General features: G+C 56.5%; 12 protein-coding genes. 4 read left to right on the forward strand and 8 right to left on the reverse strand.

The features are described 5' to 3' along the window. Positions 1-152 precede the first annotated feature (152 nt). On the forward strand, positions 153-458 hold the full coding sequence (locus KUV22_RS04725; RefSeq protein WP_222228923.1) for a hypothetical protein: 306 nt from the start codon (positions 153-155) through the stop codon (positions 456-458). Positions 459-594: 136 nt separating this feature from the next. Here the strand turns inward: KUV22_RS04725 and KUV22_RS04730 are convergent, their stop codons facing one another. From KUV22_RS04730 to gloA, 5 genes are all read right to left on the reverse strand, one after another. Continuing rightward, a complete protein-coding gene (locus tag KUV22_RS04730; protein ID WP_222228925.1) occupies positions 595-2016 on the reverse strand; it encodes a cyanophycinase in 1422 nt (473 codons plus the stop codon). Positions 2017-2158: 142 nt separating this feature from the next. Then, entirely contained in the window at positions 2159-2467 is a 309-nt protein-coding gene (locus tag KUV22_RS04735; RefSeq protein WP_222228927.1) for a DUF6122 family protein, read from the reverse strand. Then, positions 2467-3141, reverse strand: a complete 675-nt coding sequence (locus tag KUV22_RS04740) for a GntR family transcriptional regulator (protein WP_222228930.1) — start codon at positions 3139-3141, stop codon at positions 2467-2469. The genes KUV22_RS04735 and KUV22_RS04740 overlap by 1 nt, the downstream gene beginning before the upstream one ends. 64 nt (positions 3142-3205) lie before the next feature. After that, positions 3206-4318, reverse strand: a complete 1113-nt coding sequence (locus tag KUV22_RS04745) for a hypothetical protein (RefSeq protein WP_222228932.1) — start codon at positions 4316-4318, stop codon at positions 3206-3208. A 38-nt stretch (positions 4319-4356) separates the two neighbouring features. Then, positions 4357-4797, reverse strand: coding sequence for a lactoylglutathione lyase (gloA, locus tag KUV22_RS04750; RefSeq protein WP_222228934.1), 441 nt, complete (start codon positions 4795-4797; stop codon positions 4357-4359). Between the two features lie 166 nt (positions 4798-4963). Between gloA and KUV22_RS04755 the strand changes: the two genes are divergently transcribed. Further along, positions 4964-6061 carry a hypothetical protein gene (locus KUV22_RS04755; RefSeq protein ID WP_261319174.1) on the forward strand — a complete coding sequence of 366 codons (1098 nt, stop codon included), beginning with the start codon at positions 4964-4966 and terminating at the stop codon, positions 6059-6061. Between the two features lie 112 nt (positions 6062-6173). After that, positions 6174-6929: an SIMPL domain-containing protein gene (locus tag KUV22_RS04760; protein ID WP_222228937.1), complete on the forward strand. Its 756-nt coding sequence runs from the start codon at positions 6174-6176 to the stop codon at positions 6927-6929. A 201-nt stretch (positions 6930-7130) separates the two neighbouring features. Here KUV22_RS04760 and KUV22_RS04765 read toward each other — a convergent pair whose 3' ends face one another. The 3 genes from KUV22_RS04765 to KUV22_RS04775 all read right to left on the reverse strand — a co-directional run bounded on the left by KUV22_RS04765 (position 7131) and on the right by KUV22_RS04775 (position 12836). After that, positions 7131-8453: a metal-dependent hydrolase family protein gene (locus KUV22_RS04765; RefSeq protein WP_222228938.1), complete on the reverse strand. Its 1323-nt coding sequence runs from the start codon at positions 8451-8453 to the stop codon at positions 7131-7133. Positions 8454-8638: 185 nt separating this feature from the next. Next, complete coding sequence (locus KUV22_RS04770; RefSeq protein ID WP_222228939.1) at positions 8639-11485, reverse strand: M16 family metallopeptidase; 2847 nt, start codon at positions 11483-11485, stop codon at positions 8639-8641. A 262-nt stretch (positions 11486-11747) separates the two neighbouring features. Then, positions 11748-12836, reverse strand: a complete 1089-nt coding sequence (locus KUV22_RS04775; RefSeq protein WP_222228940.1) for a Glu/Leu/Phe/Val dehydrogenase dimerization domain-containing protein — start codon at positions 12834-12836, stop codon at positions 11748-11750. A gap of 360 nt (positions 12837-13196) precedes the next feature. Here KUV22_RS04775 and KUV22_RS04780 point away from each other — a divergent pair, with 360 nt between their 5' ends. Then, a complete protein-coding gene (locus KUV22_RS04780) occupies positions 13197-15146 on the forward strand; it encodes a VacB/RNase II family 3'-5' exoribonuclease (RefSeq protein ID WP_222228941.1) in 1950 nt (649 codons plus the stop codon). Positions 15147-15265: the final 119 nt, after the last annotated feature.

Genomic DNA, 15265 nt, shown 5'->3' on the forward strand with positions numbered 1-15265 from the left:
CAGTGCAATAACCCATACCATCGACACCACAGCAACGCACAAGCAATGCCAACAGAGTTCGACAAATTGGGCTGGAAATAAGAACGGAAAAAACCGACTTATAGCTTCCTTGCACCCGCGCATAAATAAGCGGGGCCCCCGGTTAAACCGAGGTGGGGAAGCTACTCGTCAAACCACTCGCTGAGGTAGTAGTTGGAGGAGCAGCGCGTGACAGTAGCAGCCTTGTTCATTTTGCTCTTAATGCCTTGCACTGTTTATCAAGTAGGTTTAACCAATTAACCACACTTGAACTTGAGAGTCAGACCGGTGGTTCTCTTGATTCGGCTATCGCGTCAGAAGCAGAGCCAAATCAGATTACTATCGATCACGCACCAATTTTTATCACGATGAAAAAAACCTGTAAAGGTTTTCTGCTACAGAATTTAATTCAGAAGCAGATACAGCCAGCAGCCGAATAATCTGCGATATCGACGATTGTTTTGTGGCGTATCTGCGATATTGTGGGAAAGAACCTTGTCGAAGGTGAACCGGAAGGGAACAAATTCCCCTCCCGATTCACCATCCCAATCACAACGTTTTTAACCGCAGAGGAAGTTACTGATACGGCTGATTGATATAGAAGTTATTGGAGCGACCATCGATACCAATGCGCTTCGGCGTCACGTTGCTGGCACCGGTGGAGAGGTTGAATTGGTCAAACTCACCCAGCTTGTAGCGCAGCACGTCTTCGTAAACCACTGGCAGACCACATTGCGCCTGAGTCCGACTGCTCTGACCGTCCTCCTGCAGAACGTACACACTACCCGCGCCATCAACCACACCGCTGCCATCCGGGGTAAAGAAGATCGAAGTCGCTTCGTCGACGCCGATACCCTGAATACCCGCAGGCAGCCCCGCCATAAAGGCCATCAGGCGGCCCATACGATCGCGCTCAGCAAAATGCGTATCAACGATCACACCCTGCATGATTGCAGTGGTCAGGAAGCCATCAGAAATATTGGTGTTTTCATGGCACAGATCACTCACCGCTTCGGACGAGTAGGCACCCAGCACGCCGTCAGGGTCGTAGATGTGCTCGGACTGCACAGCCGCACCGGCAGAGGTACCGCCCAGGACACCACCTCGGGCAATCACTTCGTCCAGGGCCTGCTGGAGCGGAGTGCCCTGCCACTGATTCAGGTAGTCGGACTGGTCGCCGCCGGCAATCCATACAAACTCGGCAGAGCGCACGGCCCAGGCAACGTATTCATCATTAGCATGCTGTTGACGATCAACAATCAGGGTTTCTACGGAATCTGCATTGAGCAGGCCCAGTAGATAGTCGTTATAGCCATCGCTACCGCTGGTGCGCAATACAACCACATCGCCACCGCCAATCAACGGCTCGACACGACGGGTAAACGCGGCATCGACGTCACTACCGCCGCCCATCACCAGCAAACCGCCGGAGGTCTGGTTTACGCAGACATCCGCTTCATTGCCGGTAATGTATCGGGTCAAACCGCCCGGCTTTGCCGGCCGCGTGCCAACATTACAGTCGCCGCCACCGCTGCTTCCGCCGCTGCTGCCCCCACTGCTGCTGCCACCGCTACTACTTCCACCGCCACTACTGGAGGGAATGCCGTCGACACTCAAGGTGTAGTCACCTCGGCCGGAGTAACGAGTTACTTTGAGGGTGTACAGGCCATTACCGTCGACACTGACACTGGCTGACTCGGGGCGGTTGCTTGTTTCGGCGCTATACAGCTGCTGTGATGCGTCGTACAGGTGCCAATCAAAGTCGTCGCCGCTGTCGTGCGCGAGAAAAATATCCAAATCGGACGGAGTATCAATATTGAAGTAATACCAATCCTGATCCCTGCGGTTGGCAATGTTGCCAGCAACCGCCTGACCAGAACATACAGGGCCATCGGCATCGGCCTCGGCATCATTCGATTCGGTCTCCGCGGAGACACAGGCCAGCGCGCCGTGACTCATCGCGGAAAGCAAAAAAAGCGGGATAAGTTTTTTCTTCACCTTAGGTTCCTCTATGCGTCGTTATTGTTATCGCCAATCTATGGCTACGGCACAAGATTACCCAAGAGGTTGGCCGCGGAAGCGTCATCCGCGGCCAAAGGGAGAAAACAGGCAAGTTAGGGATAAAACAGAACAGTTTATGCTAGAAACTGCAGTCGAGTGCGTCCAACAACATGTGTGTAATCAGACCAATACCCAGCCAGCGCACGGGCTTCCAAGGTAAAAACATCATCGCACCATACACAGAAATCGGCAGTAATTTATGCAGCGGATGGTAATTAATACTGCAACGACCCGGGTCGTAGATCGGCGTAGCCAGTAAATGATCGAGATCTACCAGATTCGCAGCCACCATAAACAACGCGGCCTTTTTCCATTCGTTGCGAAAGAAAAACCAGGCAATAGCGAGAGGAACAAGGAAGTGGAGAACAATATGAATGTAACTGAACATCAGTGCGGCATTAACTCTTCAGCAGAAATGGAGCCCAGCCCCTCTTCAATATCCTGACGAATGGCAGTGCGCACGCGCTGTTCATCTTTTGCCGCAATCGCGTCGATCAAGTCCTGATGGCGATCTGGTAATTCCTGTACACCGAAGCGTTGGAAGACCAAATGCTGCAAAGGTGCCGTCTGCAACCAGAGACTCTCGATCAATGACAAAATAATATGCGGATGCCCAAGGCGATACAGGGTGAAGTGGAACTCGAGGTTGGCGGCAACATACTCTTGTATGTCGTTTTTTGCCAGCGACTCGGTTACCCGATCGTCAAGCCCTCTGAGCGTTTCAAGCTCGGCATCTCCCACCTGCGGTAGCGCCTGGGCCGCGGCCTGGCACTCGAGTGCCACCCGGGCAGCACAAATTTCGTCCAGCTTTTCCCGCGTCATGCTCGGCACGGTCACGCGGCGGGTATCGGAAAGTTCCAGCGCCCGCTCAGACGTAAGCCGGCGCAGGGCCTCGCGCACCGGCATTGGGCTGCAGTCGAGCTCGGCAGCCAAGCCGCGAATCGTGATAGGATTACCGGGCAAAAACTGACCCCGGAGAATCGCGTCGCGCACCTGGTAGTACACCCGCTCCTGGGTGGTCCGGAACTCTTCCTGCGGCTGAGTAAATTCGGCGTCTTTCACTGGTCTTCCACTGCTCTTCCACTCACTCGTGGCGCGGTTGCGAGGTTGCCCCCTCAGCTATACCTCACGCGGACATTGCCAGCCGGTGAGGCTCTTCATCACTGCCAACCTCGATAAGCTCGTTGGCAATGGCGCCAGTTTGCCACATTTCGAAGAAATCCTCCGCAACCCGTTTACCGGCCTCGGTCACCGCATTCCAATACTTGAGGCGCTCTTCGGTGGACAGCTTGACGAAGTCATCGCGATCCGGGATTTTCCCGTATGGCAATTTGGCTACCCACGACGGTGATGGTGCCACCAAAATCACATTATCCATGGCACCGCCGCGCACCCAGCGCCACCGCAGGCTCTTGTCGAACCAGCCCGGAACCATATACGGGAAGAAATGAGGGTACAGCACCAGCCCTTCCGGGTGCTCAAACCCGAGATCAAAGTGATAATCGGTAATACCGCCGTCGCGGTAGTTACCCGCAGGCGCCCCGGAGGGAGTCGGCACGCCGGCCATCACCAGAGGGATGGAGCCGCTGGCCAGCACCGCCGGGCAGACGTTCTCCGGGTTCAGCGGCGTGTTGACCGTACTCAGGTTACGGAAGCCCACCGCTGGCGCATCACCGGCATGGAACACCACCCGATCCCAAAAAGCCTGCAAACTGCGACGACTGACCGCATTGGCCAAAGCAGATGCGAGTAATGCTGGCGCCAACAGCGCCTTTTTCTCACTGGCCAGTGGCCCGCGCCCACGCACGGTCACAAAATGACTGCGCCATACCGGATTACTGGCAACCTGCGCGGCCCCCTGCTCTCCCAGAACCCGAAGCAGGATCTCTTCCCCTTTTGAGGTGATTTCCGCAGGCGTCGGGCGCTCGCTGGCATAGGTCTGGTTGATGTAGCCATACTCCAGAACCTCCAGCGCCTCCATTGGGTTGGCGGTGGCATAGCACATGTTGCGGAAGCTACCGATGGAGGATCCCAGCGTGGCAATCGGCCTGCTCCGGTCGCGGAAAAACTCGCCGATCAATACCCGGTCAAGCTGACTGATGGAAAGCCACTTGGGGCCGCCAGAAGCGCCCACTAGAGTGGATACCATGCTCTGGTTCAAGCCTTCATCGCGCACTCGACGAGCGGCATTGGCGCCGGCTAGTACGACACAGCTGCGGGATTTGTTCGGGTTGGCCATCTTTAGCTCTCTTCTATTACTGCGAAGACCGGGAGTGGTTACCACTCTCCGGTGTTTTCCATGGAGGCCCAGGGCTCCTGCGGCGGCAGGGAGTCACCTTTCTGCAACAGCTCAATGGAAATATTGTCTGGGGAACGCACAAACGCCATGTGGCCGTCACGCGGCGGGCGATTGATCGTCACCCCCATATCCATCAGGCGCTGACACGTCTCATAGATGTTGTCCACGCGGTAAGCCAGATGACCAAAGTTGCGGCCGCCGGTGTAGGTCTCCGGGTCCCAGTTATAGGTCAACTCGAGGCACGGGCGCTTTTCCGCTTCCGCACTGTCTTTGTCCCCGGGCGCCGCGAGAAAAATCAGGGAGAAACGCCCTCTCTCATAATCGGTACGCCGGACCAGATACAGACCAAGCTTGTCGCAATAAAACTCCAGCGACTTATCCAGATCGGTGACACGCACCATTGTGTGCAAATATTCCACTGCAACGCCTCCTTTGCGGGATTACAATCCCGATACGTCCATTGGATGACAATCTAATCATCCCCAATAAAGTTTCCAGAACGAAATGTACCAAAAATACTATCGACATTTTTTACAGGGGGCTCAAAAAGCCGCCTCTGCAGGCTGCGACCTACCGGTTCTACATATGGCCTGTCACTCCCACCATTACTGGGCCGACGTGACCCTGGATGCGGTCAACGAATACTGGTACGACGCCGCCGCAATGGCAGACCAGAAGTGGGACAAGATCTTCGGCGAGAAGATACCCGCCTTCCAGCGGGGTATAGCAAGCACCCTGAACCTGCCGGCCCCAGAGCAGGTTGCCCTGGCCCCGAACACCCACGAGCTGGTCTACCGCCTGCTGAGTGCCTTCGACCTGAGCCAGCCACTGCACATCCTGACCACCGATGGCGAATTCTACAGCTTTGCCCGCCAGTTGTTGCGGCTTGAAGAATTGCCCAACGTGCAGGTCACCCGCGTCCCCACCCAGCCTTACGCAACGCTGGCGACCAGGTTTGAGCAGGAGCTGCAATCCGGCCGCTACCAGCTGGCCTACGCCAGCCAGGTATTCTTCGATTCCGGGGTCGCGTTTCCGGAACTGCTGGCACTGGCGGAGCGCAAGCCAGAAGCCACGCACATGGTGATCGATGGCTACCACGGGTTCTATGCCCGCCCCACCGATCTCGGCAAGGTGGCCGACAAGGTGTTCTATACCGCAGGCTCGTACAAGTATCTGGGTGCCGGGGAAGGCATGTGCTTTATGACCATCCCGCGCGACTGCCAGTTGCGGCCGCTGTATACGGGCTGGTTTGCGGAGATGGCGGAGCTGGAGAATCGCGGCGAAGGTGTAGGATTTGGCAACGACTGGCTGCGCTTTGCCGGCTCCACCATCGATTTCTCACCGCTGTACAAGGCACTGGCGGTACTGGAGCTTCACCAGCAGGAAGGTATTTCCGTAGATACCATCCACCGCTATGTACAGAACAATCAACGACGCTTCCTCGCGGCCATGGATGCTGCAGACCACCCCATTCTGAACCGCGAGAACCTGATCGCACACGACCTGGAAGACGGTCACGGCCACTTCTTCACATTCCGCTGTGGTAGTGCCGAAGGCGCCGAGCAGTTGCAAGCAACGCTGCGCGAGAAAAATGTGCTCTGCGATCGACGCCAGCAACTTCTGCGACTGGGCTTTGCGCTCTACCACCCGGAGGAAGAAAGCTTCGTGCGCCTATTCACCTGATGTTCAGTTAGCTGACGCGATAATAGCCATCATTACGATGTAACTTTAGCCACAGTAACTCGGTCAGTAATCACTCGGTCAGCAGTCACTCCGGCAAGAAAAAGGATTCGCTATGCACAACACTCTTTCCAATACGCTCGCCAACACCCGACGCAACTCGATAAAACTGTTATCCGCTGGCCTCATCGCGGGGATCGCCATTTTTGCCAGCGGTTGCGGCAGTGATTCCGGCAACCGCCCCACCGGCACTCTGGTTTCCATTTCAGCGCAGGGGGAAGCCAGCCGGGTGCCGGATATCGCCACGATTTCTGCCGGTGTGGTCACCGAGGCTGACGACAGCAAGGCGGCCATGCAGGCCAACGCAAAACAAATGGAACAGGTGATGCAGGCGATCAAAGAGGCCGGCATCGACAACAAGGATGTGCAAACCAGCGGCATCAGCCTGATGCCCCGCTACGATTACCAACCCAACCGCGAACGCAAAATCGTCGCCTATCAGGCGCGCAACAGTGTCAGCATCACCGTGCGTGAGTTGGATGACCTGAGTGGAGTGATCGATGCGCTAACTGCGGAGGGGGCAAATCAGATCCACGGCCCGAGCTTCTCTATTGATGACCCGGAGCCACTACGAGCAGAAGCGCGTGAGAAAGCCTTAAAAATGGCGCAGACGCGCGCAGAAGCCTATGCGGAATCTCTGGGAACCAAAGTGCGCCGGATTGTGAGTATTGCGGAAGGCAGCCACGGCGGCATGCCGCGACCAATGATGCGCGCCGAAGTGGCAATGGCAGATAGTGCCAGTACGCCCGTGGCACCGGGCGAAACTTCGGTTTCTGTGCACCTAGAATTGGTATTTGAACTGGCCAAGTAAACCCAATAAGAGATTGGGAAATATTTTACGGCCGACGAGAAGTTGGCGGTAGCGGGTGCAGCCTTGTGAGACCGTCACCGCCAGGGATGGCGGTGCCGAGCCCCAGGGAAGGGTTCACCGCGTGTCTCACAAGGCTGTACCCGCTGGCGTCAACGCCACGAATCCGCTACGAAGTGCTTTTCTAGGTAATGGCGAGGAAAGCTACTCAGGCTGTTTGTAGACCTCGCCACCTTTCATCACAAACTGCACCCGCTCCAGGGTGGTAATGTCTTCCAGCGGATTGCCGACGACCGCAATAATGTCCGCCCACTTGCCGGGCGCAATGCTGCCCAGCTCATCTTCGGCCTGCAGCAACTGCGCTGCGTTCCAGGTCGCAGAGCGGATCGCGTCCGCCGGGCTCATACCGCCCTCCACCATCAGGGCAAATTCTTTCGCGTTATCGCCGTGACGGCTCACCCCAGTGTCGGTACCGTAAGCAATCTTCACACCTTTCTTGTGTGCGCGACTAAACGTATCTTGAATCAGCGGGCCAATTTTTGCCGCCTTGGTGCGCACCATTTCCGGGAAGAAACCTTCGATCGCCGACTTCTGGGTTACCCAGTCACCGGCAAGTAACGTCGGCACATACCAGGTACCGTTTTTCACCATGAGCTTCATGGTTTCGTCGTCCATGTAGGTACCGTGCTCGATGGAGTCCACCCCGGCGCGAATGGCTCGTTCCATGCCTTCCTTGCCATGAGCGTGAACCGCCACGGTAAAGCCGTAGTCTTTGGCGGTTTGTACCACTGCTTCCAGCTCGTCCTGCATAAATTGCGGATTCTGGCCGCTCTTGGCCACGCTCAACACACCGCCCGTGGCGGTAATCTTGATCAGGTCGGCGCCGTCTTTGTAACGTTGGCGCACGGCTTCACGGGCGCTTGCAACACCATTCACTACGCCCTCGGCAGGCCCAGGACTACCCATCAGGCGATGGTTGTGGCCATTGGTTGGATCGGCGTGCCCACCGGTAGTGGCAATGGACTTGCCGGCGGTGTACACCCGCGGGCCAACGATGTCGCCGCGATTGATGGCGTTGCGCAGGCTCACGGTCACATTGCCGCTATCACCGAGATCCCGCACGGTGGTAAAGCCGGCCTTCAAGGTGCGCTCCGCGGTATTTACCGAGCGCAGCGTGTAGTCTGCCGGGTTCCAGGTGAAGGCTTCGGTGTAGGTGCGAGGACCGAATTCGTAGGAAAGATGGGTATGCATATCCATCAAGCCGGGCAATACCGAGTAGCCACTCAGGTCGATCACCCGCTCCCCTTCGCGCTGGTGAAAACCGCGTTCGACGGACTCTACTTTGCCGTCATCAATGTGAATGGTGCGCTTTTCCATCAGGCGGCCCGTTTCGCTGTCGAACAGCCAGCCCGCGTGTACAGCGATTTTTTCCGCCTGAGCAAGGGTCGAAAGGGTGAGCAGGGTGAACCCGAGCAAACCGCCAAGTAGACGCTTTGCCGAGACAATTGTGTGCTTCAGAGTGATCATGTTAGCCCCGGAAACTTCGGGGTCGATGCTGCCACGCCCCGGATTTATTGGTTTTAGTTAGGGTAGTTACCTACCCAATCCCGCAATTTAACGTATTTTGACGCCATAAAAAAAGCCCGGCGTGGCAAACACCAGGCTTTTGCATGGGAGGCCCGTCCGGGACCAGACGTCGCGCCGGCCACCGGTCACTGCTCGGTAGGCAGCACCTGCACCGGGCCCAGGTCCAGCGCTTCGATATCCTCCTTGATCTTGTCGAGGTCGCCAACGATTACCCAGGTAAACTGATCAGGCGCCAGATTGTCCTTGGCTGCCTGCACCACCTGCTCCTTGGTCAAGGTGCTGACACGCTGCGGGTAGTCCGCGATGTATTCCGGCGGCAAGCCTTTCTCGATCTGCCAGGCAATACTGGAAAGCAGCTGCCCTTTGGTCTGAAAACGCGCACTCTGCTTCAGAACCTCGTCATCTTTATAGTCATTCAGCTCGTTGTCTTCGATGGGGCGATCATTCAGATAAGCGTTGTATTCCTTCAAAATTTCTTGCATGGCCGCGGCGGTTTTATCTGTCTGTACCGGCGCAATGACAATATACGGGCGCTGCCCTTCCGCATCCATGGATACCGCCCGCGCGCCGTAGGACCAGTTTTTGTCTTCGCGCAGGTTCATATTGATACGGGAGGTAAATTTACCGGCAACCGCCGACGCCATTGCATCGAACGCTTCCGCGCCTTCCGGTTGCCAGGGCGGCATCAGCAGGCCCGCCATCACATAGCTTTGCTCTGCACCCGGGCGATCCAGCAGGAATATACGCGCACTGTCCGGGCGCTCGACGCTAGCAATGTCCAACGCTGGCAGCGGCTCTTTCGGCGCGCGCCATTTGCCCAGAGTGTCGTTGAGCAGTTTTTCGATTTCATCTCTATCCACATCACCCACGATGGTCAGCTGCGCATTATCGGGACGTAGCCAGGTATCGTGATAATTCACCAGATCATCGCGGGTAATGGAGGAGACGGCTTCCGGGGTACCGGAGCCGGTGAGCGGCGCACTGTAGGGGTGGTTCTCACCATACAGAAGCGGCGGCAGTTTGCGCATGGCCAGCCCCTGGGGCTGCGCCTCTTCCTGGCGAATCGAATCGAGCCAGTTGGATTTAACCCGGGTTAAGTCTTCCTCTGGAAACTTGGGGTCGGTGATGACATCGCGAAACAATTCTAGGGATGGCTTTAGCTGCGACTTCAAAGCACTGAAACTGATGGTGTTGTAGTCCAGCCCGCTACCGGTGCCGATACTCGCCCCCAGCTCTTCCTGGCGGGCACTGAAGCCGAGACTATCGTAATCCCCTGCCCCCTCACTCAGCATACGCGCCACCACAGATGCGAGGCCCGGCTTATCACCATCTACGGAAGCGCCGCCGCGGTACTGCAGTTTCATAAATACCGCCGGCGTATCGTGACGCTCTGCCAGTACAACTTTAAGCCCATTCTTCAAGGTAAATTCTTGCTGCTTGGGCAGTTCTAGTTCGACATTTTTATCGATGGCGGGCAGTTGTGAGCGGTCGACATCGTGTGCCGACGCCTGGTATTTATCCTCCGGGGAAATAACCAGCGTGAAGTGCTCGGGCTTGAGCCACTTCTGTGCAGCGTCCTGCACATCGCTCACCGACACCTTGGCGTAATCTTCCAACCCATCGATGAGTGCAGCAGGGTCACCATAGTAAAATTCTGAACGCGCCAGGATATCGGTTTTACCACCGAAGCCACCTATTTTTTCCAGCCCTTTGACGACCGAGGCGAACTGGCTCTGTTTGATGCGGCGCAACTCATCCGCACTGACGCCATTGTCGGCGAACTGCCGCAACTCCTCGTTCAGCAGTTTTTCCACTTTCTCAACCGATTGCCCGGGTTTTACATCCACAGTAATAATGAGCTGCCCGGCAAGCTGGCGGCCGTAGTAATAGGCACTCACACTGGTGGCCACCTGCTCATCCCGCACCAGGCGGCGGTACAGCAGTGAGTTCTTGCGATTGGCCAGTAATGAGGTCATCAGGTCGAGCGCATCTTCGTCGGCACTGCCAATTGCCGGCACGTTCCAGACCTTGTAAATCCGGGTTTGTGGTACCCGATCGGTCATTTCCTTGCGCTTGTTGACCTGCGAGGGAAGCTCCCAGTGTTTTATCTCCGGCGGCACCGAAGTACTGGGAATATTGCCAAAGTACTTGCGCGCCATATCCATGGCTTGCGGCACGGTGATATCGCCGGCGATCACCAGAATGGCATTGGCGGGCTGGTAGTACTCGGAGAACCACTGTTTCACGTCTTCCAGGCTGGCATTGTCCAGGTCCTCCATGGAACCAATGGTGCTCCACGAATAGGGGTGATCGGACGGGAACGTGCTGGCAGCGATGACATCAAACGCTTTACCGTAGGGTACATTTTCCCCCTGACGCTTCTCGTTCTTGACCACGCCCCGCTGCTCGTCGAGCTTTTCCTGGCTGATCGCGCCTTTAAAGTGCCCCATGCGATCGGACTCCATCCACATCGCCATATCCAGGGCACCGGTGGGAACCGTTTCAAAGTAATTGGTGCGATCGTTGTTAGTGGTGCCATTCATATCCGTGGCACCAGAGCGCTGGAAGGGTTCGAAGTACTCGCCCGGATAGTTTTCCGAGCCGTTAAACATCAGGTGCTCGAATAAGTGGGCAAAGCCGGTTTTACCCGGACTCTCATCTTTCGACCCCACCTTGTACCAGATATTGAGGGCCACCACCGGCGCCTTGTGATCCTCGTGCACAATCACGGTTAGGCCGTTATCCAGGACCTCCTTGTGAAAAGGCAGATCGATCTCGGGGGCCCCCACATAGGCTTCGTTGCCGGTGGCAGCCGCTTTGCTGCTGGCGGCCGCTTTTTTATCGACCTGAAATGCCTTGTGCACATTCTCCTGGCCACCTTCCCCAGACTTTTGCCTGTCGCAACCGGTCACCCCCAGGAAAAATATGGCGGTGAGTAGCGGAAAAATCACACGGGAAAATCGCATATCCATTGTCAATTATCCTGGTTCTGGCACTTGCCCGCTCACTTGATGAACGGACACAGATTTTTTTGAGAAGGCGTAACGGGCGGAAGAGAGAGAATAGAGATTCGCGATACTGATCACGCCGCATGCATGACAGCCGCAAGGCCCGCGCGAGTATCAGTGTAGGCAAAAAAGCGGGCGCCGTAGCGCCCGAAGAATACCTCACAGAGAGACGATAAGTTCGCCAGAGGAATTAGGAGGAGCCGGGCGCTTAGGCCCGGAAAAAGAATTAAGCAGCAGCGGAATCCGACTTGTTCAAGGCGTCTTCGTGACCGAAGCGCTCCTCGGCAACACGGTCTGCAATATGCGCCGTGGTTTCGCCAGACTCTTCGGCGCGTTCGAAGACTTCGTGCATAGTGGTAGCAATGGTCTCGATATGCGCCTTCACCTGGTCAGCGTCATACTCGCCCTTCGCCTGTCCCATTTGCTGGTAATACACATCGATGATGCCACCTGCATTAATCACGTAATCCGGGGTGTAAAGAATGCCGCGCTCTTTCAACACCTGCGCGTGGCGCTCTTCCGCCAGCTGGTTGTTGGCCGCGCCGGCAATGGCGCCAACCTTGAGCCGCTCAATGGTCTTGTCATTCAGAATTGCACCCAGGGCACAGGGAGCAAACATGTCCACATCCAGATCGAAGATTTCATCCGCGCCGACCGCGGTCGCGCCAAGCTCATTCACCGCGCGATCAATGTTCTCTTGGAAGATATCGGTCACGAACAGCTCGGCACCGGCCTCTTTCAACAGCTTGGCCAGGCGGAAACCCACATTGCCCACGCCCTGAATAGATACCTTCATGCCATTCAGGTCTTCGCGACCCCAGCGATGTTGTGCCGCAGCCTTCAGACCGACAAATACGCCGTATGCGGTAGAGGGAGAAGGATCACCACCGTGTTCCTGGCCGGCAATCACTCCGGAAACAAATTCGCTGCGCTCACCAATGATCTTCATATCGGCGACGCTGGTACCGCTATCTTCCGCGGTAATGTAGCGGCCACCGAGGGTGTTCAGGAAGTCGCCCATTGCGTGCAGTAGCTCCGGAGTCTTCTGCTTGCGCGGGTCGCCAATAATCACGGACTTGCCACCGCCAAGCTTGAGCCCGGACATGGCAGATTTGTAGGTCATACCGCGGGAAAGGCGCAGAACATCGTTCAGGGCTTCTGCATCGTCCGCGTAGGGCCACATGCGGCAACCGCCCAGAGCTGGGCCAAGGTTGGTGTTATGTACCGCAATAATTGCCTTCAGGCCGCTTTTGGCGTCGTGGTAGAAAGCAACTTCTTCGTGGTTATCGTAGGCAGGGTGGGAAAAAACACTCATTTTCTTGCCTCTCCGGAGGTCGGATGTTCCACGGCGCCAGACACGGCCGATTTTGTCAGCTCAGTCCGCAACCGCGATTTATTGTAAGTCCCTTAGAATATATCCAGCAGGTGCAGATTTTCATTGCAATCTTTGCCAATCAAGACCATTCAGTATCACAACCATCACCAAATGCATCGTTTTTTAGGATAGATCATTCTCCAGCAACTCAAACCCGCTGATGGTCACAAATTCATCTACTTTCATGAGCAAATTAGACGTTGTTCGCCATAGCGCAACTGGCCTGTAAAGCTTCGTCTGGTAGAATCCGCGCCCTACACTCCTTGCAGTCGATTTACCGAGATTTACAGAGACCTGGTTATGCTCAACGCCGATGCCCTCAAACAGCTGTCCCAGCTGAAGTCCGATATCCGCTCCACTAAGGAATTTTCCGAAGGCCGCGTACGCGGCGCCAACGGTAAATTCGGCTTTGTGGTACTGGATGATGGGCGCGAGGCCTTCCTGCCCCCGGCCGAAATGGATCGGGTTTTCCCTGGCGATCGCGTCAAGGTGAGCCTGACCGAAGAAGATAAAGGCAAGCTGTCCGCAGAGCTGGATAGCCTGATCTCCACGGAATTGAAGTATCTGGTGGGTCAATACGTGCAGCGAGGCCAGGGTCATTTTATCCAGCCCAGCGAGCACGGGTTTTCGCGCTGGATCTTCTTGCCACCCAAAGGCCGCGGCAAGGCACAACCGGGGGAGTTCATCGCCTGCAGCATTTCCCGCCACCCTTTCAAAGACGGCAAGTCTCAGGCAAAGGTAGAAAGCGTAATCGGCAAGCCCGATATGGCCGGCATCGAGCACGCATTTGTGGTCGCCCAGCACCGCCTGTCCAACGCCTTCAGCAAAGGTGCGCTCGAACAGGCAGAAGCCATTCCCGCGCAGCTGGAAAGCATCAGCACAGACCGCAAGGATCTTTCAGAACTCGGCTTTGTCACCATCGATTCTGAAAGCACCCGCGATATGGACGATGCCATCGCGATTACGAAAACCGACGCAGGCTGGACCCTGCACATCGCCGTAGCTGACCCCTCCAGCCTGATTGAAGCCGGCAGCCCGCTAGACAAAGACGCGCTTGCACGGGCCAATAGTGTTTATCTCGCCGGCGAAACCCTGCCAATGTTGCCTGCAGGTTTGTGCGAGAACAGTTTCTCCCTACTGGAAGGTCAGCTGCGCCCTGCTCTGGTGATGCATATTGCGGTATCCGAAGACGGCGCGCTGAACGGTTTCGAGTACGAGTTTGCCGCGATCCGCTCCCAACACAAGCTGAGCTATAGCCAGGTTGCCCAGTACATCGATGGCGATGCCGCTGCAGTGCCAGAAACCCAGCACCAGGCCCTTAGCGAACTGAACGCCCTCAGCAAAGCGCGTGCGCAGTACCGCTCCGGCCACTCCCTGGTAATGGAAGATCGTCCGGACTACGACCTGATTCTGAATGAAAAGCGCAAGATCGAGCGCATAGAGAAGCAGGAACGCACTTCTGCCCAGCGCATGGTTGAAGAGGCCATGCTGGCCGCGAATATTTCGGCGGGCGACAAACTCGCTGAACTCGGTGCCGGCTGCTTTTCCATCCACCTGGGTTTCCGCGACGAACGCATGACCGAGATCCGCGCCCTGCTGAAAGACGTAATGCCGGAGTACGCAGAGCAGGACCTGCACCAGCTCGACGTCTACCTCAAGCTGGTAAAAACCCTTGAAGCCGATGAGGATGCAGAGAAGAAGAATACGCTGGCGGTGCTCAAGCGCATGCTGCGCCCGGGCGAGCTGTCCGGCAATGCCGCCGCGCACCTCGGCCTGGGCATTGCTCACTACGCCACCGTGACCTCGCCGATCCGCAAGTTCAACGACCTGCACAACCACCGGGTACTGCGTGCCGCTGCCGATCAGCAAACCCTGCCAACCCTGGCCGACGAACATGGTGAAGCCTTGCAGCAGAGTGTCACCACTGGCCGCCAGGCAGACCGCGCCCTGCAACAGTGGCTGTACTGCCAGTATCTGGAAAACAAAATCGACCAGACCTTTACTGGCAAAATCACTCTGGTCAACGGTGCGGGTATCGGCGTACGCCTGGACGACAACGGCATCAATGGATTTGTGCGCTTTAACAGCAAAAAGAATCCATTCGACTTCGACGGCAAGCGCCTGCGCATTACCCGCGGAGAAGAGCAGTTCCAGCTGGATCAAGAAGTGCGCGTAAAAGTGAGCGCCGTAGATACCGATAAACGACGCATTGCGTTCGAACTGGTTGCGGAAGCCGCGGCTAGCGAGTAATTCCGAACCCGGCGTTTACGCGCAGGGCTGCAATACAAAAAAGACTAAACCTCCAACCGCGGGCCACAAGCTCGTGGGTGCTTTCGGCCCCACCCACCGGCCGTATCCTCTGGCCGCCT

The organism is Microbulbifer agarilyticus, assembly GCF_019800665.1.
Taxonomy (GTDB): Bacteria; Pseudomonadota; Gammaproteobacteria; order Pseudomonadales; family Cellvibrionaceae; genus Microbulbifer; species Microbulbifer agarilyticus_C.

What these genes read in the sequence shown, in the direction of transcription:
- KUV22_RS04735 (WP_222228927.1), bottom strand. Translation starts at nt 2,467, where the DNA reads ATGTTCAGTTACATTCATATTGTTCTCCACTTCCTTGTTCCTCTCGCT.
- KUV22_RS04745 (WP_222228932.1), bottom strand. Translation starts at nt 4,318, where the DNA reads ATGGCCAACCCGAACAAATCCCGCAGCTGTGTCGTACTAGCCGGCGCC.
- KUV22_RS04755 (WP_261319174.1), top strand. Translation starts at nt 4,964, where the DNA reads ATGGCCTGTCACTCCCACCATTACTGGGCCGACGTGACCCTGGATGCG.
- KUV22_RS04760 (WP_222228937.1), top strand. Translation starts at nt 6,174, where the DNA reads ATGCACAACACTCTTTCCAATACGCTCGCCAACACCCGACGCAACTCG.
- KUV22_RS04765 (WP_222228938.1), bottom strand. Translation starts at nt 8,453, where the DNA reads ATGATCACTCTGAAGCACACAATTGTCTCGGCAAAGCGTCTACTTGGC.
- KUV22_RS04770 (WP_222228939.1), bottom strand. Translation starts at nt 11,485, where the DNA reads ATGGATATGCGATTTTCCCGTGTGATTTTTCCGCTACTCACCGCCATA.
- KUV22_RS04775 (WP_222228940.1), bottom strand. Translation starts at nt 12,836, where the DNA reads ATGAGTGTTTTTTCCCACCCTGCCTACGATAACCACGAAGAAGTTGCT.
- KUV22_RS04780 (WP_222228941.1), top strand. Translation starts at nt 13,197, where the DNA reads ATGCTCAACGCCGATGCCCTCAAACAGCTGTCCCAGCTGAAGTCCGAT.